The following is a 26,119-nucleotide window of genomic DNA, read 5'->3' on the forward strand; positions in this document are numbered from 1 at the left end:
CTTTAGAATCAGTGCGTGGATGTGGTGCGTAAGGGAAAACCATTCAGTGGGCCTTTAAGGCCAAGGCCGGTAAAAGAGGCTTCAAGCCGCAGAGCAAACCACCAGTTCACACTGGTGGTTTTGATTAGTATAATCTAGTCGTTTTTTCGCTATCCTATTTAATAGAATAAGAAGGTTTAAAATTATGCAAATCTCCTTTACAATATAAGTAAAGCATTGTTTTATTAAAGGCAGGTTAATAGAATTTGAAAAAACTTAGTGATATAAATATCCAAAGGCTTTTCCCATCTTTAATCTATAAGCGTGGATTAGAATATTATAACCGTGGATACGTCACGGATTTAGCCTATGACATCAATTATAATGTGTGGACGGCAAGGGTACAAGGATCGGAAGACTATTTTGTCGAAATCAATATGAAGGACTTAGAGAAGGGTTCTGTAGATACCTATTGTGATTGCCCAGCTTTTGCATCCTATGGGTCTTGTAAACATATTGTTGCCACCCTAATCGCGATTGTCAATAAAGAGGAGCCAGAGTCTCAAGCGTTTTCGAATTACGACTATGAGTTGACCAATCGTTTTATTCGTGCGCTTAGTAATATGGGGGATTCATCGGAAGTTACAGACATTCTACCCAAAAGGGCACCGCTGCATCTTGAGTATATAATGAAGTGGTCCTATGATAAAAATTTATTAATTGAATTAAAAGCGGGAACGAATCGAGCTTATGTAGTAAAGGATATTCAGGAATTCATACGTGATGTGCTTGACGGGAATGAGCATTTCTTTACCAAAATGTTTACTTATTCACCGAGTCAACACGATATACTTCCAGAAGACAGAGAGATATTGGAGATTCTTGGATCGGTCCAAAAAAATGAGAAAATCTATGATGGGTATCATGTATACCATTACCGCGGTAATGTCAGTGATAAACGCTCCCTTATTATCCCTCCTTTAGTAGCGGAAAAGCTACTAGAGAAGTTAGTAGAGCGTGATTTTACAGTAGAAGGGACCAATAAATCGTTTACGAATATTTCAATGGAGAAGGGGAAATTACCATATCACTTTGCCTTAAATAAAAATGAACGGAATGACTTGCTGCTAACGATGCATGAGGTCGAGGATAGTATATATTTCAAGAACTATGAAATTTTATTCTATCAAGGCGTTTTTTATTTTCCTTTAAAAGAGCAGATTCCAATTCTTGATCTGGTAAGTACCTTTGGAAAAATCGATCAGCAATTACCGATTTCAAAAAAACAGGCAGATACGTTCTTGTCAGAGGTACTCCCATCCTTAAAGAAGGTGGGAGAAGTAGAAATTTCAGAACAGGTATCTTCTGAGATTATTCAACTCCCATTACGGGCTAAGCTTTACTTGGAGGCGAAAGATGACTGGATAACCGGTAGATTGGAATATCATTACGGAGAACATGTCATTGATCCATTTAGTGGACGTGAGGAGCATGAAGTTATTATTATCCGTGATGTAGATAAAGAAAAACAGATTATGCAGCTAATTGAGTATGCGAACTTTCATTATAATGGTAGAGAGTTATTTATCGATGCTGACGAAGAAGAATTATATGATTTTCTCTACAAAGTACTCCCAGTGCTAGATGAGTATGTTGAGCTATTTTTAACATCAGAGGTCCGTAATTTTATTATGGAGAATGACCCGATTCCGAGAACGAGTGTTAAAATGGAAGGGTCTAATAATCTGTTAGAAATTGGTTTTGACATAGATGGATTAGATGATCAAGAGATTAATAAAATATTAGACGCTGTGATTGAGAAAAAGCGTTATTATCGTCTGCAAAGTGGGGAAATGCTTTCTCTTGAAGGGGAAGAATTTATTTCCATTCAGAACTTTTTCCGTGATTTAGATATAAGTAAACAGGATGTACAGGACGGGAAAATCCATATGCCTGTATATAGGGGAACACAAATTGATGAATTAATTGATACGAAGAAAAGCTATGATCCGGCATTCAGGCAATTATTGCATCAATTAAAGGAACCGGAGGAGCAGCACTATGAGCTTCCGGATAAGCTGAATGCATCATTACGATCTTATCAAAACACAGGATTTCAATGGTTTAAGTCTCTTAGCCATTACCGTTTAGGCGGGATTCTTGCTGATGATATGGGATTAGGTAAGACATTGCAAAGCATTGCCTTTTTAGCATCCGAGCTTGGGGAACACCCGCATCTAATTGTTGTCCCATCATCTGTCGTCTATAACTGGAAAAATGAATTTGAAAAATTTGCACCATCCTTACAGGTTACGATCATGACAGGTAATCCACAGGAGCGTCATGAAAGAATGAATCAACATAAAGATGCTGACGTATGGATTACATCCTATGCCACATTAAGACAGGATATTTCGCTATATCGGGAATTAAGCTTTCAAACGTTAATCCTTGATGAGGCACAATATATTAAAAACTATGCAACGAAAACATCGAAAGCGATTCGTGAAATTAATGCAAGCAGGCGATTCGCGTTAAGTGGTACACCAATTGAAAACTCTATTGATGAACTATGGGCGATTTTCCAAGTGGTTTTACCTGGCTTAATGCCAAATCAAAAGTCCTTTAAGCAGCTTCCACACGATAAAATTGCCACCATAACAAAACCGTTTATTTTACGTCGCTTAAAAAAGGATGTTCTAAAGGAATTGCCTGATAAGATAGAATCGGTTAGTGTATCGGAGCTTACGGCTCAACAAAAAGAGCTGTATGTTGGCTATTTAAGACAGCTACAGCAGGAAACCGTTCAATCCATACAACAAAGTGGCTTCCAGCAAAATAGAATGAAAATCTTAGCTGGATTAACTAGACTAAGACAAATTTGCTGCCATCCTTCTTTATTTATTGAGAATTACGAAGGTCAGTCAGGGAAGCTAGAATTATTAATGGAAACAGTCCGGAATGCGATAGCAAATGGTAAACGCATGCTAATATTCTCCCAGTTTACCAGTATGCATGAAATCATTATCGAGAAGTTAACAGAAGCGGGTATTGATTATTTCTATTTAAGTGGTCAAACTCCATCAAGTGAACGAGTAGAGATGAGTGAACGCTTTAATAATGGAGAAAAGAGTGTATTTCTAATCTCGCTAAAAGCTGGTGGAACGGGCTTAAACCTTACTGGAGCAGACACGGTTATTTTATATGATTTATGGTGGAATCCAGCAGTGGAGGACCAAGCAACAGGTCGCGCACACCGATTTGGACAAAAAAATGTTGTCCAAGTAATCCGCCTTATCACAGAAGGTACCATTGAGGAAAAAATATATGAACTACAACAAAAGAAACGAGAACTCATCGACAAGGTCATCCAACCAGGAGAAACCATGCTATCGTCTCTAAGTGAAGAGGACGTAAGAGAGTTGCTCAATATATAACAACCTCCTCCCCCCCTGAAGAATGTTAGTTTCAGGGGGGATTATTTATTCCATTATATTTTTATGTATTAGTTGTACAGCGTGTTTTAATCTTACATACTGTATTTGATAGCCTTCATATTCCTCTCTTTTCTCCCAACTACTTATCGATGTTGTGTAAACAAATAAGGGTTTATTCTAGTAAATTAACTAAATACTCTTTACAAAATAATATAAAAAAGTTCAACAACATTTACTTAACAATAATCATTTGCTTATTTGAGGAAAATTTTCGTTTATTTTGATTATTTTTAATAGGATAATTATAATAAGTATATGTTTTTTAGTAAAAATTTATTTATTTGGGAATATATTGAAAACTTTTGTTTTATTAAGTATAATATTATCCATAAGGTGGGGAATGGTTTATTAAATTACTTTAAGAATTTTATAGCTATAAACTTAAAGTATAATTAGAGTACGCAACAAAGATCTTCGAAATGTGAATAGTTATAATTCCAAAAACAGGAGGTTTTTCTAATGAAAAAAATGTTGTTAGTATCTCGTGTATATACAACCTCTGCTCAAGCTTCAAATGTTGATTATGGACCAAGCCCATGGTTTTATGGAACTGCAAGGATAGCTTATAAATGAAAAAAGTAAAACTTATTAACAAGCGTTTCATTTTTATTATCATAACAGTGCTTATAATTATTATAAGCACTGTTTCTTACACGTTATCTATACTTTCTGAAGCTGATGAGCAGGTAAAAAGGGATATAACAAATTTTTCAAGAGGATCCTATGATATTCTAATACGCCCAGGCGGCAAGCAAACAGAAGTTGAAAAGCAATTGAATATTATTGAAGAGAATTATCTTGGTGTTGGTGATGGGGGTATCACAATCGAAGAATGGGAGGAAATTAAAAACCATCCACAAGTTGAGGTTGCCGCCCCTGTAGCTTCCATAGGACTTTTCACAGCTAGAAAACGTACGTGGATGATAGAACGAGAAAATCTTCAATATTATGAGGTAGACTATTATACTAGTGATGGGGTAAATTCATATAAATCAAAAGAAGATACATTCATGTATGATTTCCAAGGTAACTTTGATTCCCCTAGAGTACAATACCCTTCCTCATACGAAGTAGGTGATAATTTCTTCATAGAAGAAATAGCAACCTTTTATTTTCCTACTTCCTATCATCAAGTGGTAGCCGTCGATGCCGTAGAAGAAGAGAAATTAACACATCATGATTTAGGTTTATTGAATAAGCCAGTTGAAGATATATTTGGACATTATGTTGATGATCAAGACTTGGCAATCCCAATTTTGAGTTTAAAGGATGTTCCAGTCCCCAGTACAATTAAATTAACAATCGATGACTTAGAAGAACCAACAGAAAGTGAAATAACGGAATGGAACAGTCATTTCATAAATGAAAATCCAATTCAAGGAATGATAGAACAACCTGATATTTATCATAGAGTAGTAGATGAATTTATAAGTAAAAAAAGACTTCACAATGAAGTAGTCTATACATTTAAACCTGAAGACGGTCCTTCACCCTTTGAGAACCTCCTACTTTATGTTGATGAAAATATGAAGCTAGCACCTGATGATGGAACAGGAGAGAACATGTTAGGGGGAGCTTATCAAAGTTTAAGCCAAAATATTGGTTATCAACTGGAACCGATTCAGTATGAATTGATAGATAAAAAGAACCTTGAAGTTAAACAGATAGGTATAGATGATATATATAATGTTCCTACATATCGAGAAATTCAGGAGATTGAGTTTTTTGAACTTGATGAAATTTCTAGAGAACCGTTAAATAGAGATGAAGCATTCGAGTTTTATAATGTTGGATTTTTTTCGATACAAGAAAACACGGAGAATTTAGCTTCTTCTCCACTCGGAATTTACGGTCGAGAAATGCCCTATATAGTTTCTAATCCGGATATTAAACTTCACCCCTCGGCTGTTCCTGGTAGCTTCATTACTACCCCTGCCCACGGATTAATATCTATCGATTGGGCCGAAAAAATTAAGGGGAATGAACCAATTGACGCTATTCGGGTAAAGGTTGCAGGGATAGAAAGTTATGACAAATCAGCGGCCGCAATTATTAAAGCGGTTGCAAATGAGTGGGAAAATAAAGGCTTTACCGTTGACATTGTAGCTGGAGCGTCTTTACAAGATATTACGGTAGATGTAGAAGGAATTGGCAAGGTAGTGCAACCATTTACAACACTTGGGGCAGCAGATACAGTCATTTCTAGCTGGAATACACTCCAAATAATATTAACAGTACTATATGGGATTGTTGCCATAACCTTTGTTGGATTTACTTTCTATAACCTACTTTCTGATAGGCAAAAAGATGAACAATTACTTGCCAAGCTTGGTTGGTCTGAAAAAGTTATTCGTCGAATTCGTTATAAAGAATGGATATGGATGTTAGGTACACCTATCTTTATTGTCTTAATAGGGTTTAGCCTATTTGGCATCAGGGCTGATAACTGGTTGCCTTTTATATTTTCGATTGGCGTGAGTTGTATCTTTGTTGTTTTGCTTGTGATAGCGGAGCACTCTATTAAGAGGAAACCAAGACGGATTAAAAGACAAGGCAGGAGTATAGCAATCCAAAATATACATTTTTACCAATATAGCCTAGTAGCCTCCTGTATACAATTATTTCTGTCAACGATTTTAACGTGTTTCCTTCCGTTCTTCTTAATACAAAATGTGGAGAGTACTACTCAAACGAGACTTGGTTCCTATATCCACGGGGAGATTGAAGGTTTATTTATTGTAATTGTTGTACTGCTGTATATTATTACTATAATAACAGTGTATCAATCTCTAAGGCGCATGTGGAAAAAAAGAAAAAAAGAAATTCAATTGTTTTTATTTTTAGGGTGGGGAAAAAGTGCCACTAGAACCTATTTTGTGAAAGAAGTTTTCTTATGGGCAGGCTTAACTACCGCATTCGGTTGGGTAGTCAGTCTATTCATCACATGGTCTATGACGGATATATCATTTAATACGGTTTTACTAGGAATAGCGGGATTCCTTCTTATCTTTGCTGTGGCGCTAGGTTGTTCAATGTATTCGTTACACCAAGTAATCGAAGGAGGAGAAAAGATTGCAAATTAAACTTCAAAATGTAAGTAAGTCCTATCAAAAAGGTACAGAATTAATTCAAGTATTGAGTAACATTGATTTTTCCATTGATTCAGGTACATGGTTAAATGTAACTGGCCCTTCTGGTTCTGGTAAAACTACCCTATTACGTCTATTATCAGCAATCGAGCAAGCTGATAATGGACAAGTTGTACTTGGACATCTGGATGCAACAAAGGCAAATGAAGAGGAACGAAGAAGTTTTCGTAGAAATTCTGTTGGATATATCTTTCAGGACTTTCAATTGTTTGAGCAATTTGATGTCCAAACGAATGTAATGATTCCACTTTTGCCTTACGAGCCTAGAAAAGTCGCGGAAGAAAAAGCTGAAAAACTGTTAGACATGGTAGGAATGCTTCATAGGAAAAATCATATGCCTTCACAATTATCTGGTGGGGAACAGCAACGAACAGCTATCGCTAGAGCGCTTATTAATAATCCTCAGTTGATTCTATGTGACGAGCCTACGGGGAACCTTGATATAGAAAAACGTGATCAAATTATAGAAATCCTACAAGAAATTCATCAAAATGTCGTTACCATTATACTCGTAACCCATGATTTGGAGCTTACCAAATATGGTGATGCGCATTTTGAAATAAGGAATGGTCAATTAATTGATAAAACAATCAGCATAGTACGATAATGTGAATGAGGCTGGAACAAATACATTAAACTAAAAAAGCAATCAATATACGATCTTGGCACAGGAAATATTCAGAGACTCCTTTGGGCAGAAGGGGCTAGATGAGACTCCGAATGCCTTTAGCTCTGAGGCTCACAAGCCGCCCACGGAAAAAGCCTAGTATATTTCCGGGGCGGGTTTTTTATGTGCTAACTTTAATGTTCCGTTTATCCTATGTTAGAAATAGTTTTGTCCCAGCCTTATCAATTTCTATATATTTATTTGAAATAACTTTCTAGGGCGCCCTTTAACATAAGGCTTTTCCTCGCCGACAATCTTAATAACATTACCATTCAACAATTTATTCACGGTACGTTCTGCACTTCTCTTCGTAACACGATAATAATTCGCGATATCATTCGAAGAAAATGGCTCATTGTTACGAAGCTGTACAAAATCGATAAAATTATACGAAAGCTCATTATTCAACTTAGCCTTATGAATTAATGCCTGATACAGCCTAGAAGTATCAAAATGCTTCTTCACTCCAAGCGGACCAATGGTTTCTTGTCTATCATTCACAATATAACAGCTACTATTAGTATTATGTGTACAAGCATCTAGTGCAAGCTTCGCGTGATCCTCAGCTTGCTTGGCAGTTAACCCTAGTCCGAATCCGATTTCAATTGGTGTATTTAAAGCATTTTCTACTTCTTTTATAAGTGGAAAATCTCGATAATGATTCGTAATATGATCGAGCACACCTCTAGTTCCAAAAACAACATAGTGATTTTCATTATTGGTTAGAACTGATGCATACGTTTTATGTCCGAATTTAAGTAAGATTTGGTATAGCTGTAGTTGTAGTTCTTTAAGATGTAATTCTCCCTTTTCCGCTTTTAATTTATCCATATTCTTAATGCGAATATAACCAGCAACAATTTGCGCACTTTTCCTCATGTTTAAAATAGTGATATTCTTACATTCCTCGATAGCATTGTCTATATTTCGTTTTGGGGTTACCATCGAATAGCATGGCACTCCTTGTTCCTGTAAGCTTTGCTCTACTTCGTATAAGGAAGTAAGTACATAGTCAATTTTTCCTTCTTCAAAAAGCTGTTTATGGTAGCGTGTAATCTGCTCCACATTGACTTCCTCGTTGTGCTGATAGCTATATGTATAAATGCTCGTTCCTGAAATGTTTAATTCAGATAAAACCTCCGTCACAGAAGCTTCATCAAGCACATCGATGGATAATCGGTGGAGCTGCTGATGATACTTATTTTTTAAATGATAGAACGATGTCAATATCATATACGCATCTAAGTTCACTTGAACAGAAGGTAATCGCTTCTTTTTAATTTTGCTTGCAGCATATAAAAATGGAAGGTTTTCTAAGAATAAATAAACATCACACATAAATGCTTTTTCAACAAGTACAGTAGTCTCACTAGCGTTTTGATAAACAAAGGGAATTGCTTCTATTTCCTCGCGATTGGCAAGGTAACTCTGAAATCGATTTATTAAATCATCTCTTCCAAATACAGCAACCTTTATCTTCACCATTATCCCTCCCAAATTCGTATTAGGGTGTAATATCCAGGATCCATATAAGTTAAAGAAAATTCTGTCATTTTACCCCATAAAAAATTAGCGAAATAATTAACGACGGTTTCGTTAATTTATCTTATTCTAAGGAATTTTCATAATATTGTCAAGTTAATAAATGGTGAAAGTTTGCAGGAAAATTCATAGGAGTCAGAACGAATAGACTCCTATGAATTGAACGCTATTACCCTTGAGGACTATACCTTGCTTTCACTTGTTCACGGAGTTCTCGTTTAAGGAATTTCCCAACAGATGATTTAGGTATTTCCTCAAAGAATAGAACATCGTCTGGTAACCACCATTTTGGAAACTGTGGTGTTATAAATTCGATAATATCCTCTTTCTTTATCTTATTCTCATATCCCTCATGGAGGACAACACATGCAACCGGTCTTTCTTGCCATTTTTCATCAGGCATCGCTACAACACTAGCTTCGAATACGGCATCATGCGCCATGATAGCGTTTTCAATTTCGACTGAAGAAATCCATTCTCCACCACTTTTGATTAAATCCTTCGTACGGTCTACGACTTTGATAGTGCCTTCTTCATCGACCGTTACAACATCCCCCGTATGGAACCAACCATCCTTAAAAGCTTCGTCACTTCTAGTGTCTTTATAATATTCGTCTGCAATCCATGGTCCTCGTAAAAGTAGTTCGCCCATTTCTTTGCCGTTCCATTCAATCTCGCCATCTCCACCTATTACCTTCATTTGAAGTCCAGGAACAAGAATTCCTTGTCTGGCACGCTCTATAAATTTATCTTCTGGTGAGAGATTTTGTTGATAGCTTTTAAGACGTGAAACGGTAGCTAGTGGAGTAGTCTCTGTTGCTCCATAGGCATGGTAAAAGGGAATTTGATATTTTTCTTCAAATGCTTTTATTAAGCCTAGCGGTGCTGCAGATCCTCCGCATAATACTGCTCGTAGGCTTGATGTTTCATAGCTTCCTTGTTCTAGCTCCTTGAGTAATCCGAGCCAAATGGTTGGTACACCCGCTGTAATCGTAACATGAAACCGTTCAATAAATTCTGCTAATCGTTTTGGAGTGAAGCGAGGTCCTGGCATTACTTGTGTGGTGCCAAACCATGTACTAGCAAATGGGAGTCCCCATGCATTGACGTGAAACTGTGGTACAACAGGCATCGCAACATCGGATTCCGAGATTGCTGCAGTATCAGCAAGTCCTAGTGCAAAGCTATGCAAAACTATAGCACGATGAGAATACACAACTCCCTTTGGCTTTCCGGTAGTTGCGGATGTATAGCACATTCCTGCGGGTTGATTTTCATCAATATTTTTTGTGAATTCATAGGCTGGATCACCAGTTGATAGAAGTTCTTCGTAGGAGTAGAGTGGTTGAATAGTAGAATCAGGGAGCTCGGCTTTATCGGTCATGACAACAAAAGCTTCTACAGTAGTCAAATGTGTGTGAATATGTTCAATAAGAGGTAGTATATCTTCATCAACAAATAATATTTTATCCTCTGCATGATTAATAATATAAATGATATCTTCCGGGGATAACCGAATATTAATCGTATGTAAGACAGCCCCCATTCCTGGTGCAGCGAAGTAAATTTCTAAATGTCGGTGGTGATTCCATGCCAGTGTCCCAACACGATCTCCTTCTTGAATACCTATCTCATGAAGTGCGCTCATTAACCTTCTAGTACGCTGACCAATCTCACTATAGTTTAGTCGATGTAGCTTGTCGTGGGTCTGAGAGATTACTTGTTTCTTTGGAAAAAATGTCTCAGCATGCTCTAATAATGAGCCTACCGATAATGAAACTTGCATCATACGTATCATCTCCTTTAATATAATATAGGGATATGTCTATATAATATCATATTATTTTGATAATTTGTAATAAAATTAATATTTGACTGTAATCTTTGTCGTACTTCAGTTCGCCCTTATTGAAACGGCTTTCACTTTTACCAATAGTTTGACAATAATAGGTATTATTAAGTAAAATATGATTTAGGAATTTATTAAGGGGGAGATTTACATGAAAAAGAAGTATATTCTATCGTTAGCTGTATTACTAGTTCTATCATTAGCATTAGCTGCATGTGGTGGAAGTAAACAGTTAACTATGTTAACTGGTGGTACTGGTGGTACATACTACCCACTAGGAGGACAACTTGCTAGTATTATTTCAGAAAATACGGATTTAGAAGTAACGGCATCAGCTTCAAACGCATCGGCGGATAATATTTCTGACCTTGCTTCTGGTGACGCAGACCTTGCATTTACACAAACAGACGTCATGGCAAATGCGGTAGAAGGCGTTAACTTATTCGAAGGAAGTGCAGTTGATAACGTATTAGCAATTGGTTCTTTATATCCAGAAACAATTCAAATCATAACAACAGCTAACTCTGGTATTACATCTGTAGAAGATTTAGCAGGTAAGCGAGTATCTGTTGGTGCACCAGGATCTGGTACGTATGTTAATGCACAACAAATTCTAGAAATTCACGGATTAGATATCGAAACAGATATTCAACCACAAAACTTAAGTTTTGATGAATCTACTGATGGAATTCAAGATGGAAATATTGATGCAGCATTTATTACGGCTGGTACTCCTACTGGTAGTGTAGAAGGGTTAGCAGCAACAACTGATATTTCGATTGTTCCAATCGCCCAAGACAAAATCGATGCTTTAATTGCTGATCACCCATATTATGCGGTGGATACAATTCCTGCCAATACGTATACTGGTGTATCTGATGAAATAACTACTGTTGCGGTTCTTGCAATGCTTGCAGTTGCAGACACATTATCAGATGATGAAGTTTACGAAATTACGAAAGCTATCTACGATAATGCAGGCGATATCACACATGATAAAGGAAAGTTAGTAACGAAAGATACTGCACTAGATGGAATTGGAGTTGACTTCCATCCAGGAGCAGAAAAATACTTCAAAGAAGAAGGATTACTAGACTAATTAGATAAAAATATAGTAAGATGGAATAGCTGGCTTTTTGCCTGAATAGGGCTTTATAGCCGGCTGTCCATTTTTAGGTTGTGATTTATTGGCAAAGTATTTTAAGAAGCAATACATTATTGGTTATCTCCTACTGTTAGTCCTATCATTGATACTTTTTGTTCCTTTCCGAACTGCCTTAGTATTCTATAAACAGAATACAAGCCAAGTTGAGGCATACCTTCCTATTGAAGAAGGGGACTCATTTCAAATTATTTTTACACATTCCATTCACTTAACAGATGTAGTCGAACTTTATGAGGTTTTACCAGATGATTCGATTAGGCAAAATGAAATCATTTATGAGCATTATGGGATTGGCATGCCTGCGAATGCTAGTGATGGTGGAACTTTCGTATATGAGGATGGAAAAATACATATAAAAGATATGAATCGTGTGTTTCCGTCTATCCAAATGCGAAATGGTAAAGTAGTACCAAGACATCGATTAGTATGGGGGGAGGAAGCCGAGCATATGGTTTGGTTAAAAGACTACTTCGAACCAGGTGCGAGGTTTACCTTGAAAGTCGATAAGCTTTCATTATGGCAACTATTGAAAGGAGTGAAAATTCATGAGTGAAAAAAATGTACACACTAAAGATGAATTAACACCAGAAGAGCAAGAAGCCCTATTACAGAAATATGATCAAGAATCAAATACACGTCGATTAACAGGCATTGCCGCTATTATTGTATTTGTTCTATTGTTATCATTTTCATTATTCCAGCTATATACAGGATACTTTGGTGCATACACAGCTTATATTCAACGAACTATCCACTTAGGTTTTGCACTAGTCCTTATTTTTCTATTGTTTCCGTCTAAGAAAAGCGGGAATAAGAGAAAGATAGCTTGGTATGATTATATATTAGCTTTATTATCGTTAATTGTATGTTTGTATTGGCCATTATTCTATGATGAAATCGTTCAGAGTATTGGGTCCATATCTACTGCTCAAATGATAGTTGGTGGGATTGCGATCCTACTTACATTGGAAGCAACTAGACGTGCAGTTGGACTTCCAATAACCATTATTGCTGGTGCAGCTTTATTATATGCATTATTAGGTCCATACATGCCAGGAATGTTAGCGCATAGAGGACTTAGCTTAAACCAATTAATTAATACGATGTTCTTTACAACAGAGGGTATCCTTGGTACACCGTTGAAAGTTTCATCTACGTATATTTTCCTATTCCTATTATTCGGTGCATTTCTTGTGAAGACGGGAGTTGGAACATACTTTAATGATTTAGCGATCTCCCTAGCTGGTAGAAGAACTGGAGGACCAGCTAAAGTAGCGATTTTCTCTAGTGCCCTTAATGGTACGATCTCTGGTAGTTCTGTAGCCAACACCGTGACAACAGGTGCGTATACGATTCCATTAATGAAACGCCTCGGCTACCGTAAAGAATTTGCCGGAGCGGTAGAAGCTGCTTCTTCAACCGGTGGACAAATTATGCCACCGATTATGGGGGCTGCCGCTTTCTTAATGATTGAATTTGCGGGTGTTCCTTATTGGGATATTGCCAAGGCGGCTTTAATTCCTGCGATTCTTTATTTTGCTGGAATTTGGATTATGACTCACTTAGAGGCAAAGAAAATCGGGTTAACCGGACTACCTGAAAGTGAAATTCCAAATAAATTAGAAGTTCTGAAGAAAATTCACTTGTTGCTTCCTATTATAATAATCATTGTATTCTTATTTATGGGATATTCAATTAATAGAACAGCATTATTAGGAATTCTAGCTGCGATTATCGTAAGCATGTTCTTAAAAGAGACACGAATGACACCTAGGAAGTTTGTGGATGCTTTAACATCCGGTGCTCGTACAGCGTTAGGTGTTGCTGCTGCTACTGCAAGTGCAGGTATTATTGTTGGGGTTGTGACGAAGACAGGCTTAGGTTTAAAGCTTGGTAATGGAATTGTTGATATTGCAGGTGCACTAACGTCCAATATCAATGTTCAATTATTATTAACCCTATTCTTTACTATGATCGCTTCCATTATCTTAGGTATGGGTTCACCTACTACGGCGAACTATATTATTACCTCAACAATAGCTTTACCAGCTATTTTAGCAGTTAGTAATCAACTTGAGTTTGCGATACCAGTATTAGCTGCTCATATGTTTGTATTTTACTTCGGTATTGTGGCAGATATTACTCCGCCTGTGGCATTGGCTGCTTTTGCAGCATCCGGAATATCGGGTGGGGAACCGATTAGAACTGGTTTTAATGCTTCGAAGCTGGCAATTGCAGCCTTTATCATTCCGTATATGTTCGTATTAAATCCAGAGATGCTCATGATAGACACTACTATTGGTGGTGTTATTTGGATTCTAATTACAGCATTAACGGGAATGATTGCGATAGGTGCTGGTCTAATCGGCTACTGGTATAAACGTTTAAATAAAGTGGAAAGAATTATATCTGTATTAACAGGTCTAATGCTTATGTACCCAGAAGGTCATACTGATATTATTGGGTTAGTCATATTTGTAGCCTTACTTGCATATCAGTTTATCTTTAGAGGTAACCGAGGTTCAGGTGAACAAGAACAAGTACAGGTAGAAAGCAAGTAATATAGGAAGGGGAGGTTTCTCGAAGCGAGAAATCTTCCCTTTTGCTATTCAAATGGTACAATAAATGAGTAATTAGAATATGAAAGGTTGTTTTCAAGTGAAAACACAACATGATTTTACGGAAGGCAATATATGGCGGCAATTGATGGTTTTTTCTGGACCGATTATGCTTGCCAACTTGCTTCAAACATCTTATCAATTAGTCGATAGTCTGTGGGTTGGTAATTTACTAGGTGCGGATGCGCTAGGAGCTATAGCGGTTTCTGGTACGATTATATTTACTGTTTTAGCTTTTATTATTGGACTCAATAATGCTGCTCTTACGATTCTCTCCCAACAAAAAGGAAAGAAAAATACAGACGGTTTAAAACGATACTTAAATGCATTCGTTGTTTTACTTTCCATTATGTCTATTTCGTTGGGATTAATCGGATTTATTTTTGCAGAAGGGTTATTAACCTTATTAGGTACGCCAAGCGAGATATTAAATCTTGCAACCACTTATTTACAGATTAATTTTCTAGGGATGCTATTCCTGTTTGGTTATAATTTTATTAGTACAGTATTACGAGCATTGGGAGATAGTAAAACACCACTTCGATTTGTAATGATGGCCGTTCTATTAAATTTATTCATGGACCCACTATTCATCGCAGTATTCGATCTGGGGGTAAAAGGTGCTGCTATTGCAACCATTGTCTCTCAAGGCTTTGCTTTCCTTTATGGAGTTATCCATGTGTTACGGAAAAAGTTAGCACCATTTACATTACCCACAATTCCGCATTGGGGGGAAATTAAACTCATCTTACATCTCGGTATTCCGTCCGGATTGCAAATGTCTGTCATCTCAGCTGGTTCAGCGGCCATTATGAGCGTTGTCACGACATTTGGCTCCTCTGTTGTTGGTGGATTTGGAGCAGCCCAGCGTTTAGATAGCATTATTATGCTTCCAGCACATGCTTTAGGGACTGCTGTAGGTAGTATGGCGGGACAGAATATTGGAGTGAAGAATTGGGAGCGAGTAAATAAAATTGCTAGATATGGTGTAGTGTATAACTTCGCCATTATGGTTGCTGTTGGGTTACTTGTTGTCCTGTTTGCGGAATATGCGGTGCGATTATTTATTCAAGAGGAAGAAGCGGTTCAATTCGCTACGCAATACTTACAAATCATTGCATTATGCTATCCGTTCTTGGGGATAAACTTTATTCTAAATGGTGTAGTGCGAGCAGCGGGTGCCATGTATCCCGTATTAGTACTTAATGTGCTTTCATTCTGGGTACTTAGATATCCACTAACATTCTTGTTCTCCAAGCTTCTTGGAGATACCGGTATAGCGGTTGGTATGGGAGTTAGCTTTATAATCAGTAGTGTGTTTGCTTACCTTTACTTTAGATTCGGGAAGTGGCGAGAAAAGGTGTTGTTTAAACAGAGAAAACGAGGCTAGTTATGCACAAAATGTGGATAGCCTATGGATAAACGCAATATTTTGTATCGATAATAGACAAAAAACACGATATATTGACAGAGGAGGTCAATGTAGTTGTGGATAACTATATTACTTTATATGGGTTGATGGAGAAGAATGAGAAAGCAAACAAAAAAGGCAATCAAACAGACAATATATGTTGTTGCTATACTAGTTACGATATTTATACTACTTTCGGTATTCACAGCGAAACCAGAGCCGAGAGTGAGTAACGATGTACTGCAATACAAGCCATTAGTTGAGAAGTATGCGGAAGAATATCAAGTCGCCTCTTATGTGAATGTTATGTTAGCCATGATGATGCAGGAATCCGGAGGTAGGGGCACAGACCCAATGCAATCTTCGGAGAGCTACTGTGGTCACAGAGGTTGTATTGATGATCCGGAGCTTTCCATTAAGCAAGGGGTCTATTATTTCTCGGAAACATTGAAAGCAGCAGATTTTGATGTTGAACTTGCGGTTCAGTCCTACAATTTTGGTAAAGGCTTTATTCAGTATGTCCACAACACCACCGGATCATATTCATTGGAGGCGGCTATTGCATTCTCGCAAGAAATGTATGAAAACGCCCCAGATAAGTCAATCTATACATGTTTAAGGGAAGAAGCAAAACAATATAATGCATGCTATGGAGATATTTATTATGTAAGATCTGTTATGGGCTATTTAGAGGGACTAACTGTTTCCTCGTGACGAATTAGGAATAAACCAAATAGTTGTTTTAAAGGATGCGACCTTATAAAATTGGATTAGTAAGTCTAGATACGAGTTGCCCCTAGTATATGTCGACTCTAGTAGTGGGGCAATTAGTAATGAAAAAGAAGGAGGAGTGCTAATGGTTAAGGAAATATTTACAGAAAAAGCACCAGCAGCGATTGGACCTTATTCTCAAGCTATTGATGCTGGAAATCTACTATTTGTATCTGGCCAAATTGGAATAAATCCAGCAACTGGTGAGGTTGTATCTGGCATAGAAGCACAAACCAAGCAAGTTATGGAAAATTTAAAGCATATACTTGCTGAAGCTGAGGCTGATTTTTCACAGGTTGCCAAGTTTACTATTTATTTAGCTTCGATGGATGACTTTGCTACCGTCAATGAAATTTATGGTAGTTACCTACAAAAGCCTTATCCAGCACGTGCCACAATTGAAGTAAGCCGCCTACCAAAGGATGTGCTAGTTGAAATAGATGCTATTGTAGTGAAATCATAAGGAGGACATGTTAATGGATAATTTTTTATATTATAACCCAACTAAATTAATCTTTGGAAAAGGGCAGTTAAATGCACTTCCAGAGCAAGTAAAGCAATATGGTACTAAAGTGTTAATCGTATATGGTGGAGGAAGCATTAAACGTAATGGTATATACGATAATGTGTTAGCAAAATTAGCTGAAATAAACGCAGAAGTATTTGAACTGTCAGGAGTAGAACCGAATCCTAGAATATCAACAGTTCGTAAAGGAGTAGAAATTTGTAAGCAAGAGGGGATAGATTTCTTACTTGCTGTTGGTGGCGGAAGTACGATTGATTGTACGAAAGCGATAGCCGTTGGTGCGAAAACAGATATTGATATGTGGGATATTGTTACGAAGAAAGCTTCAGCGACAGATGCACTGCCATTTGGAACGGTATTAACGCTTTCTGCAACAGGCTCAGAAATGAATAGTGGCTCGGTTATTACGAATTGGGAAACGAATGAAAAGCATGGTTGGGGAGCAGCACCATACACCTATCCTAAATTCTCTATTCTAGATCCAGTACATACTTTCTCTGTACCAAAGGATCAGACTATTTATGGTATTGTTGATATGATGTCCCATGTATTGGAGCATTATTTCCATCAGGAAACGAATACTCTCATACAGGACCGTTTCTGTGAGTCTATTCTCATCACAGTGATGGAAACTGCACCGAAGCTATTAGAAGACCTTGAAAACTATGAGTATAGAGAAACCATTATGCTAGCAGGTACTCTAGCTCTTAATAATATGTTAAACATGGGATTTCGCGGAGATTGGGCAACCCATAATCTAGAGCATGCAGTAAGTGCAGTACATGATATCCCACACGGTGGAGGATTAGCCATCCTATTCCCGAACTGGATGAAGCATGTATTAGATGATAGTAATGTATTACGCTTTAAACAACTTGCTGAAAGAGTATTCCAAGTTGATGCAGAAGGAAAAACAGATCGTGAAGTAGCAATAGAAGGTATTAATAAACTTCGTGAATTCTGGAATAGCATCGGTGCCCCATCCAAACTTACGGATTATGATATTGATGAAAGCACTGTTGAATTGATGGCTGAAAAGACAGTTGTAGCAAATACAGAGTACGGGAATTTTAAAAAGTTAACGAAACAAGATTCGATAGAAATTTTCAAAGCAAGCTTATAAAGTACAAAAAAGTGACATATTATTTCCCAGGTAATAAATAATGTCGAATTTAAAAAGAAGAACTAGCCTATTGATAGATGGCTAGTTCTTCTTTAATAGCTGCACGAATTTTATCTAAGCATTCTTCTGGTGTTTTTCCGAAGATGCGTCTGTTGTTAACTAATGCGTACGGTTTTACTCGGCATAAACCGCAAAAAGATAGACAGTCAGAGGTTAGAACAGCAACCTCAGGGAACTCTTTTTCTAATATTTCTTCTAAATTTAGTGTGGTAATAGCATTACCATCACAGATTTCGACAACAACTATACCCATTACATATCACTTTCTTTCAAGAGATTAAAAGGAATGATTGAATGATAGCATTGCCAATTCATCATTTCAATATTCGTGCTCATCTTTAGGAATTTGCCTTGTCAACGAAGCTCATTCTAACCCAGTTTCTTTGTTTCCAACGTCGGAGCATTAGGACTCCACGTAACCATTCATCAGCAATAAATCCAATCCAAATCCCAATTAGTCCAAGACCTAAGAATATACCGAAGAACCATGCAAAGGTAACACTAATGCCCCACATTACAAGTATCCCGATATACACAGGAAATTTAACATCACCTGCTGAACGTAAAGAACTGATCATGATTAAATTAAATGCTCTACCAGGTTCCAGTACAACCGTCATTAACAGTAAGACCGCACCTGCTTCAATGATGGAGCCATTATCGGTAAAGATACCTAAGAATGGTTTAGCTACAAGGTATACAATACCTGCAGTTGCTAGTGAAATAAAGATGGAAATTTTTAAGCTCTTTAGGGCCCGAACATAGGCATCTTCAATTTTCCCTGCTCCAATCATATGACCAATAAGTATTTGGGTGCCTTGGCCAATGGCAACGGAAAATAAAAAGATAAACATCATGATATTTTGTGTATACACTTTCGTTGTAATGGCAATGGTTCCTAACTGGGCAACGAAGTAGGTGATCACCATTTGACTTGCATTATACGACAATTGCTCGCCAGCAGAGGGAACACCGATTTTCAATAGACTCTTAACATGATTTTTTTCGTAGCGGAATAAATTGGCAAAGTTTAAATCCCCATGTGTACGTTTAACTAAGAGGATGACGAGTGCAATAAATCCAATAAAGCGACTAATTGCTGTTGAATAGGCAACCCCTTCAACCCCTAGTATTGGAAACCCAAACGGGCCAAAGATAACAAAGTAGTTCCCAATCACATTAATGATGTTCATGATGATGGTAACAACCATGGTATCCTTCGTATAGCCATAGCTTCGTAAAATAGCTCCGGTAGTCATAATTAACGCTTGAACGAAAATTAATCCACCGACAATTTGCATATAGGCTAAGCCTTCATCCATTAGTTCATGTGGTAGGTCCATTAAGGCTAATATAGGTTCTGCCCATATGAATAAGGCAATACTTAATACTAATGAAAATATTAGGTTCATACTTAAGGCATTTAGAGCAATTTGACCAGCTGTTTTAGGCTTTTCTGCTCCTATATTTTGGGCGATTAGAACTGCTGCCCCTTGTGCTACAAAGCCAAACATTACGATCACAACTGATAAAATTTGGTTTCCAACCCCAACAGCAGCTACCGCATTATCGGAGTATTGACTTAGCATTAAAGTATCTGCATTCCCCATTAACATATGGAGGAGTAATTCAATGAAGATTGGCCAAGTAATCGCAAATAACGTTAAATTTTTTGTGTTTTGTTTATCCAAGCTGTACCCTTCCTTCTAATCAATAGAAATAGTTTACAATGAATCTTTACAAATAGGAAGATATTTTTGATTATTTGTTAGAAAGAAAAAATTGCCCTCCAGTATTCTGGAGAGCAATGGATTATCATTAGATTAACGCGCATTTGTTGGCTGCATGAGCCCTGTACCGATTTCTTCTAAGTAATGACAAGCGGCCTGGTGGCCATTCTCACCTTGTCCTGTATCGCGTAGCTCGGGGATTTCTTTTGCGCATCTTTCTGTAGCAAATGGACATCTCGTATGGAATCTGCATCCAGTAGGTGGATTAATAGGGGAGGGAACATCACCAGTTAGGATAATTCGCTCCCGCTTTTTATCAGGATCAATACTTGGTATGGCAGATAATAATGATTTTGTATAGGGATGCTGTGGATTAGTGAACAGCGACTTTTTATCAGCGATTTCTACAATTTTGCCTAAATACATGACGATAATACGATCGGATATATGTCTTACAACCCCTAAATCATGAGAAATAAATAAGTACGTAAGGTTAAATTCTCGTTGCAGCTTTTTTAATAGATTAATAACTTGAGCTTGAATGGATACGTCTAAAGCGGAGACTGCCTCATCACATATAATCAGTTGTGGTTCTACTGCTAGTGCACGAGCAATGCCAATTCGTTGACGTTGCCCACCGCTGAATTCATGTGGGAATCGATCAATTTGATGTTTTCCAAGTCCGACGATTTCCATTAACTCAAGTATTCGTTTGTTTTGTTTTTCTTTAGGAACAGTACGTTGAATGGACATGGCTTCCCTTAAGATCTCTCTTACCGTTTGCCTTGGATTAAGGGATGCATACGGATCTTGAAAGATAACTTGTATATTTTTTCTTTCTTTACGCATTTCGCTTTTACGCAATGCTAATAGGTCCTTACCATCAAATTCAACATGCCCACTTGTTGGTTCGTCTAAACGCAAGATAGCTCTTCCTGTAGTAGATTTACCACATCCAGATTCCCCAACGATGCTAACGGTCTCTCCCTCATAGACAGAGAATGACACGCCATCGACAGCTTTAACATGGTTAATAGTTCTTCCGAATATGCCACCCTTGATTGGAAAGTGCTGCTTCAAATCGGTTACTTTAAGAATTTCTTTCCGCATGCCTCTTCACCTCCGTAGTTCCTTCCCATTCATCTGAGTAAATCCAGCAGCGTGCTTGGTGATTATGTTCATCTACAATTAATTCAGGTAAGCTATTGCACATTTCTGTTGCATACGGACAGCGCGGTGCGAAGCGACATCCAGGCGGAAGCTCTGTTGGGCTAGGGACAGTCCCTTTAATAATGGGTAAGTCGCCTTCGATATCCTCGTCATGTGATGGCAATGAGTTGATTAGCCCAACAGTGTATGGATGCTTCGGTTCTTTGAATAATGTTTTCACATCAGCATATTCCACTACTTTTCCGCAATACATGACTGCTACATAATCACAAGTTTCGGCTACTACGCCTAAATCATGAGTGATGAGCAAGACAGACATATTTAATCTTTTCTGTAAGTCCTTTATCAATTCTAGTATTTGTGCTTGTATCGTTACATCTAATGCGGTGGTAGGTTCATCTGCTATAAGTAAGTCTGGATTGCAAGCGAGCGCAATGGCAATCATAACACGCTGCCTCATACCACCAGAAAGCTCATGAGGGTATTGGTTAATTCGCTTTTCTGGAGATGGAATCCCTACAAGCTTCAGCATTTCAATCGATTTTTTTCGAGCCTCCGCTTTGTTTAGTTTTTCATGAATTTTATAAGCTTCACTTATTTGCTGACCAATAGTATAAGTTGGATTTAAAGATGTCATAGGCTCTTGGAAAATCATCGATATTTCGTTACCGCGGATTTTTCTCATTTCGTTATTCGATTTCTCTAATAGGTTTTCTCCCTTAAAGATAATTTCACCGCCGACTATTTTTCCTGGACTATCAATTAAACGAAGAATAGATAGGGATGTAATACTCTTACCCGATCCGGACTCTCCAACAATCCCAAGCGTTTTTCCTTTTGGTAGGCTAAACGATACACCGTCGACAGCTTTTACTTCTACCTCCTCCGTGAAAAAGGATGTTTGGAGATTGTTTATTTCTAATATATTTTCATATACAGATTGAACGGTCATTCCTGTCACACCTTTCTAAGCTATAAAACTATGGTTAATTTAAGTCAATACGCTTATTGAGATAACGATAGGTAATATCGACAATTAGATTTACTAGTACAAAGAGTAAAGCAGCAACTAATACGGTACCTTGAACGAGTGGAAAGTCCCGTGCTTGGATAGAATCAATGACTAATTTCCCCATTCCATTAATAGCAAAGACGGTCTCTGTTAAAACAGTTCCACCTAATAGGGATCCAAATTGAAGACCAACAACAGTAACGACAGGGATTAAAGCATTTTTAAGTGCATGTCGATAAATGACGACTCGTTCTTTTGCGCCTTTTGCACGTGCAGTTCGGATATAATCTTGATCAATAACTTCTAGCATACTTGATCTTGTCATTCGAGCGATAATGGCTGCTCCACCGGTTCCTAATGTAATGACTGGCAGGACTACTTGTTCAAAGCTTCCCCAGCCGGATGGTTTAAACCATGCCGTGTTATCGAAAAATGGTACCCAACTCGGTAAGTCCAGACCAATAGCGAACCATTGTATTAACATTAACCCTAGCCAGAAATTTGGCATGGATAGACCAAATAGAGCAATAATCATTAAGGAAACATCCCGGATAGAATATTGCTTAACAGCGGAAACAATCCCGGCAATCAATCCTAAGAAGATGCTAAGTACAATACTATAAAAAGCTAGTTCTACTGTAACCAAAATACGCACACTGATTTCAGATGTTACATCTCGACCAGTTCGAATTGAATTTCCTAAATCCCCTTGTAGAAGATTCGATAAATAATTCCAATATTGTACATGATACGGATCGTTTAGACCTAACCGTTCACGAATATTTTCTACTTGTTCTTTTGGTGCACTTTCACCCGCCATAATTTGTGCCGGGTCCCCAGGTACAAGATGTAATAGGCTAAATACGATTAATGTTACACCTAGTAATACAGGGATTGTTTGAAGTACACGTCGAATAATAAATACGAACAATCTACTGCACCCTCTCTATTTTTTTGATTTTGGATCAAATGCATCTCTTAACCCATCTCCCAGGATATTAAAGGCTATAACGACGATGACAATAGCGGCTCCCGGAAAGAAAGAGACATGTGGCGCACTATACAAATAGTTACGTCCATCACTTAACATTGCTCCCCATTCTGGGATCGGAGGTTTTGCCCCGAGTCCTAAGAACGATAAGCCGGTAGCGGTTAAGATTGCAGTAGCAATACTTAATGTTATTTGAACAATTAGAGGTGATAAGGTATTCGGTAAGATGTGTTTAAAAATAATTCGAAAGTCACTTGCTCCAAGTGCTTTTACAGCATCAATATACTCCAGCTTTCTCACTGCTAACGTTGAGCCTCTAACAATTCTTGCAAATACAGGAATCGAAAATATGGCGATAGCAATAATAACATTTTGTATGCTTCCACCTAGTACACTAACAATTGCTAAAGCTAGCAGTATACCTGGAAATGCTAGTAGAACATCCATACACCGCATAATAATTGAATCTACACGTCCCCCATAATATCCGGATATAATTCCTATTACGGTCCCAATAATCGCTCCTAATATAACGGAAGAAAAGCCGACACTTAATGTAATAGACATTCCTTCGATAATCCGACTGAAAATATCTCTACCATGGTGATCGGTTCCAAACCAGTGGTCGGCGGAAGGGGGAGCTAGTTTGTTTACAAGATCACCAGAATCTTCGGGATAAGGTACAAAATAAGGCCCGATAAGGGAAAGTAAAATAAAAAAGAAGAGGAGAATTCCTCCTATTACAGCGGCTTTGTTTTTCCTAAATTTCTTTAGGAAGGTTTTCATACGATGAACTTGCACATTTCGATGTTGGTCATAAATAGAAGGTTGATTTTGTAATGGTTGTCCCATAATGCAATTTACACCCTTTCTAGCAAGCTATAATTATCTGTTTATTCCATTGATTTATACTATTATATCATCATAGTCTATTATGACAATAAATAATTAAAAAAATAGTCTTGTAATTTGTACTACTATCATATATATTAATATGTATCTGTAATATTCAGACACTTTATAATTCCATGAGTGTCTACTAAAACGAAATGGGGGTATAAACAAGTGAATTTGTCAAAAAGATTACTCGTTTTTCTTGCAACAGTGCTAATGCTGAGTTTTGTACTTGTAGCATGTGCAAGCGAACCAGATGAAAATGGTTCACCAACAGATGATGGTGACACAGAGGAACCAGCTGACAACGGTGAGGATACAACAGACGGTGGTGAAACCGATGGTCAAAGTGGTGGTAATGACCTAGTTATTGCTAACTCTTCTGATGCTGTTTCATTAGACCCTGCTGGATCTAACGATGTACCTTCTAGTAATGTTGCTGCAAATATTTATGAATCTTTAGTTAAACAGGATCAAAATATGGAATTGCAGCCAAGTCTAGCTGAAAGCTGGGAGCTCGTAGAAGATAATGTATGGGAGTTTAAGCTTCGTGAGGGAGTTAAGTTCCATGATGGATCAGACTTTAATGCGGAAGTAGTAAAAATGAATATCGAAAGAGTACTTGATAAAGATGTCGCATCGCCACGTTCGTTCTTATATAGTATGGTTACAGATATTGAAGTGGTGGATGATTATACGGTTCGATTTACGACTGAATTTCCATTCTCTCCACTTCCAGCCCACTTAGCACATAATGGTGGAGCAATGGTGTCCCCTAAATTAATTGAGGAAGACTATGCTGCCATGGAAGCAGGGGAAGAACCAGGTAGTGTGATTAATGAAAACCCAGTGGGCACAGGTTTCTTTAAATTTGAAGAATGGGTACCTGGTCAGCATATTAAGTTAGTTCGGAATGATGATTATTGGGGAGAACCGGTAAAATTAGATTCTGTTACCTTTAAAGTTGTTTCAGAAGATTTGACACGAGTAGCAGAGCTAAGAACAGGAGATTCTCATATTTCTGACCCGTTAAGTCCTTCAGATGTAGCAGAAATTGAAAATACAGATGGATTACATGTTAATACACAAGGAAGTGTAAGTTTATCTTATGTTGGATTTAATATGGAAAAAGAACCATTTAATGACCCTCGGGTCCGCCAAGCAATTAATATGGCGATTGACAGGTCGCAAATCATTGATGGTATTTATAATGGTGTAGGAATTCCTGCCATTGGACCATTAGCACCAGACGTATTTGGATATGATCCAAATGTACCTGGTTTGGAATATGATCCAGAAAAGGCGAAAGAGCTCCTTGCTGAAGCAGGCTTTGAAGACGGGTTCTCGACTACACTTTGGACTAATGATAACCGTGAGCGTATGGATATGGCTACCAATGTTCAAGCACAATTAAAAGAATTTGGTATTGAGGTTGAGATAGAAGTTATGGAGTGGGGAGCATACTTGGATCAAACAGCTAATGGAGAGCATGATATGTTCATTCTTGGTTGGTCGACCGTTACAGGTGATGCAGACTACGGACTCTATGCGTTACTACACTCTGACAATGTTGGTGAACCTGGTAACCGTACATTCACACAAGACCCAGAGTTAGATGCATTACTTGATGAGGCGCGTCAAACATCTGATGCGGAAGAAAGAGCAGAGCTTTATAGACAAATTCAAGAAATGCTTGTTGATATCGCACCAATGCTATATATCCATCACCAAGAATACTTATTAGGTGTTAGCGATAAGGTACAAGGATTAATTCAAGATCCGACTGGTATCCTTCGCTTACAAAATGTTACATTAACTGAATAGTAATATAATAGAAGAAAGGGGCTGGGACATAACTAGCCAAGAATAATAAAAAAATGGTTCCGATCATCGTTTTTGGATGATTGGAACCATTTTCATTAGGCTATTGTCATTTTTTTAATTTAACTCGCTTTAGAGGCGGTG

At 37.7% G+C, this 26,119-nt stretch carries 19 protein-coding genes; 11 read left to right on the forward strand and 8 right to left on the reverse strand.

Translation table 11 applies throughout. The features are described 5' to 3' along the window. Positions 1-245 precede the first annotated feature (245 nt). The 3 genes from AAIB49_RS16020 (at position 246) to AAIB49_RS16030 (ending at position 7,232) form a co-directional block, all read left to right on the forward strand. Positions 246-3,416 (forward strand): DEAD/DEAH box helicase, encoded by a 3,171-nt coding sequence (locus tag AAIB49_RS16020; RefSeq protein ID WP_343458598.1) that lies wholly within the window; start codon positions 246-248, stop codon positions 3,414-3,416. 629 nt (positions 3,417-4,045) lie between these two features. Continuing rightward, on the forward strand, positions 4,046-6,559 hold the full coding sequence (locus AAIB49_RS16025) for an FtsX-like permease family protein (protein WP_343458599.1): 2,514 nt from the start codon (positions 4,046-4,048) through the stop codon (positions 6,557-6,559). Continuing rightward, positions 6,549-7,232 (forward strand): ABC transporter ATP-binding protein, encoded by a 684-nt coding sequence (locus AAIB49_RS16030; protein WP_343458600.1) that lies wholly within the window; start codon positions 6,549-6,551, stop codon positions 7,230-7,232. Before AAIB49_RS16025 ends, AAIB49_RS16030 begins: the two co-directional genes overlap by 11 nt. A gap of 249 nt (positions 7,233-7,481) precedes the next feature. On the opposite strand, the gene AAIB49_RS16035 is transcribed toward AAIB49_RS16030, so the two are convergent. Beyond that, positions 7,482-8,774: a hypothetical protein gene (locus AAIB49_RS16035; RefSeq protein WP_481857875.1), complete on the reverse strand. Its 1,293-nt coding sequence runs from the start codon at positions 8,772-8,774 to the stop codon at positions 7,482-7,484. A gap of 229 nt (positions 8,775-9,003) precedes the next feature. Next, entirely contained in the window at positions 9,004-10,623 is a 1,620-nt protein-coding gene (locus AAIB49_RS16040) for a long-chain fatty acid--CoA ligase (protein ID WP_339212972.1), read from the reverse strand. 211 nt (positions 10,624-10,834) lie between these two features. Between AAIB49_RS16040 and AAIB49_RS16045 the strand changes: the two genes are divergently transcribed. From AAIB49_RS16045 to AAIB49_RS16075, 7 genes are all read left to right on the forward strand, one after another. Next, positions 10,835-11,782, forward strand: a complete 948-nt coding sequence (locus AAIB49_RS16045) for a TAXI family TRAP transporter solute-binding subunit (protein WP_343458603.1) — start codon at positions 10,835-10,837, stop codon at positions 11,780-11,782. Between the two features lie 88 nt (positions 11,783-11,870). Continuing rightward, positions 11,871-12,401, forward strand: a complete 531-nt coding sequence (locus tag AAIB49_RS16050; RefSeq protein ID WP_343458604.1) for a DUF1850 domain-containing protein — start codon at positions 11,871-11,873, stop codon at positions 12,399-12,401. Further along, positions 12,394-14,409 (forward strand): TRAP transporter permease, encoded by a 2,016-nt coding sequence (locus AAIB49_RS16055; protein WP_343458605.1) that lies wholly within the window; start codon positions 12,394-12,396, stop codon positions 14,407-14,409. Before AAIB49_RS16050 ends, AAIB49_RS16055 begins: the two co-directional genes overlap by 8 nt. Before the next feature lie 97 nt (positions 14,410-14,506). Next, complete coding sequence (locus AAIB49_RS16060) at positions 14,507-15,856, forward strand: MATE family efflux transporter (protein ID WP_343458606.1); 1,350 nt, start codon at positions 14,507-14,509, stop codon at positions 15,854-15,856. A gap of 138 nt (positions 15,857-15,994) precedes the next feature. Beyond that, positions 15,995-16,591 carry a lysozyme family protein gene (locus AAIB49_RS16065; protein WP_343458607.1) on the forward strand — a complete coding sequence of 199 codons (597 nt, stop codon included), beginning with the start codon at positions 15,995-15,997 and terminating at the stop codon, positions 16,589-16,591. Positions 16,592-16,733: 142 nt separating this feature from the next. Next, positions 16,734-17,111 (forward strand): RidA family protein, encoded by a 378-nt coding sequence (locus tag AAIB49_RS16070; RefSeq protein ID WP_343458608.1) that lies wholly within the window; start codon positions 16,734-16,736, stop codon positions 17,109-17,111. Positions 17,112-17,124: 13 nt separating this feature from the next. Then, complete coding sequence (locus tag AAIB49_RS16075; RefSeq protein WP_343458609.1) at positions 17,125-18,297, forward strand: iron-containing alcohol dehydrogenase; 1,173 nt, start codon at positions 17,125-17,127, stop codon at positions 18,295-18,297. Positions 18,298-18,364: 67 nt separating this feature from the next. On the opposite strand, the gene AAIB49_RS16080 is transcribed toward AAIB49_RS16075, so the two are convergent. From AAIB49_RS16080 to AAIB49_RS16105, 6 genes are all read right to left on the reverse strand, one after another. Further along, positions 18,365-18,610: a YuzB family protein gene (locus AAIB49_RS16080; RefSeq protein WP_186868229.1), complete on the reverse strand. Its 246-nt coding sequence runs from the start codon at positions 18,608-18,610 to the stop codon at positions 18,365-18,367. Between the two features lie 85 nt (positions 18,611-18,695). Next, positions 18,696-20,048: an MATE family efflux transporter gene (locus AAIB49_RS16085; RefSeq protein ID WP_343458610.1), complete on the reverse strand. Its 1,353-nt coding sequence runs from the start codon at positions 20,046-20,048 to the stop codon at positions 18,696-18,698. A gap of 132 nt (positions 20,049-20,180) precedes the next feature. After that, positions 20,181-21,197 carry an ABC transporter ATP-binding protein gene (locus tag AAIB49_RS16090; protein WP_343458611.1) on the reverse strand — a complete coding sequence of 339 codons (1,017 nt, stop codon included), beginning with the start codon at positions 21,195-21,197 and terminating at the stop codon, positions 20,181-20,183. Continuing rightward, complete coding sequence (locus tag AAIB49_RS16095; protein ID WP_343458612.1) at positions 21,178-22,209, reverse strand: ABC transporter ATP-binding protein; 1,032 nt, start codon at positions 22,207-22,209, stop codon at positions 21,178-21,180. The genes AAIB49_RS16090 and AAIB49_RS16095 overlap by 20 nt, the downstream gene beginning before the upstream one ends. Before the next feature lie 34 nt (positions 22,210-22,243). Continuing rightward, positions 22,244-23,200 carry an ABC transporter permease gene (locus AAIB49_RS16100; protein ID WP_186868233.1) on the reverse strand — a complete coding sequence of 319 codons (957 nt, stop codon included), beginning with the start codon at positions 23,198-23,200 and terminating at the stop codon, positions 22,244-22,246. A gap of 15 nt (positions 23,201-23,215) precedes the next feature. Next, positions 23,216-24,112 carry an ABC transporter permease gene (locus AAIB49_RS16105; protein ID WP_343458613.1) on the reverse strand — a complete coding sequence of 299 codons (897 nt, stop codon included), beginning with the start codon at positions 24,110-24,112 and terminating at the stop codon, positions 23,216-23,218. A gap of 213 nt (positions 24,113-24,325) precedes the next feature. On the opposite strand from AAIB49_RS16105, the gene AAIB49_RS16110 reads away from it, so the two are divergent. Continuing rightward, positions 24,326-25,978, forward strand: coding sequence for a glutathione ABC transporter substrate-binding protein (locus AAIB49_RS16110; protein WP_343458614.1), 1,653 nt, complete (start codon positions 24,326-24,328; stop codon positions 25,976-25,978). Positions 25,979-26,119: the final 141 nt, after the last annotated feature.

This window comes from Ornithinibacillus proteolyticus (assembly GCF_039581225.1).
In the GTDB taxonomy this organism is placed as follows: domain Bacteria; phylum Bacillota; class Bacilli; order Bacillales; family Amphibacillaceae; genus Ornithinibacillus; species Ornithinibacillus massiliensis.

Bases quoted from the DNA above. Each gene is read 5' to 3' on its own strand.
- AAIB49_RS16025 (WP_343458599.1), top strand. From the start codon at position 4,046: ATGAAAAAAGTAAAACTTATTAACAAGCGTTTCATTTTTATTATCATA.
- AAIB49_RS16040 (WP_339212972.1), bottom strand. From the start codon at position 10,623: ATGATGCAAGTTTCATTATCGGTAGGCTCATTATTAGAGCATGCTGAG.
- AAIB49_RS16045 (WP_343458603.1), top strand. From the start codon at position 10,835: ATGAAAAAGAAGTATATTCTATCGTTAGCTGTATTACTAGTTCTATCA.
- AAIB49_RS16055 (WP_343458605.1), top strand. From the start codon at position 12,394: ATGAGTGAAAAAAATGTACACACTAAAGATGAATTAACACCAGAAGAG.
- AAIB49_RS16065 (WP_343458607.1), top strand. From the start codon at position 15,995: ATGAGAAAGCAAACAAAAAAGGCAATCAAACAGACAATATATGTTGTT.
- AAIB49_RS16070 (WP_343458608.1), top strand. From the start codon at position 16,734: ATGGTTAAGGAAATATTTACAGAAAAAGCACCAGCAGCGATTGGACCT.
- AAIB49_RS16075 (WP_343458609.1), top strand. From the start codon at position 17,125: ATGGATAATTTTTTATATTATAACCCAACTAAATTAATCTTTGGAAAA.
- AAIB49_RS16080 (WP_186868229.1), bottom strand. From the start codon at position 18,610: ATGGGTATAGTTGTTGTCGAAATCTGTGATGGTAATGCTATTACCACA.
- AAIB49_RS16090 (WP_343458611.1), bottom strand. From the start codon at position 21,197: ATGCGGAAAGAAATTCTTAAAGTAACCGATTTGAAGCAGCACTTTCCA.
- AAIB49_RS16095 (WP_343458612.1), bottom strand. From the start codon at position 22,209: ATGACCGTTCAATCTGTATATGAAAATATATTAGAAATAAACAATCTC.
- AAIB49_RS16105 (WP_343458613.1), bottom strand. From the start codon at position 24,112: ATGGGACAACCATTACAAAATCAACCTTCTATTTATGACCAACATCGA.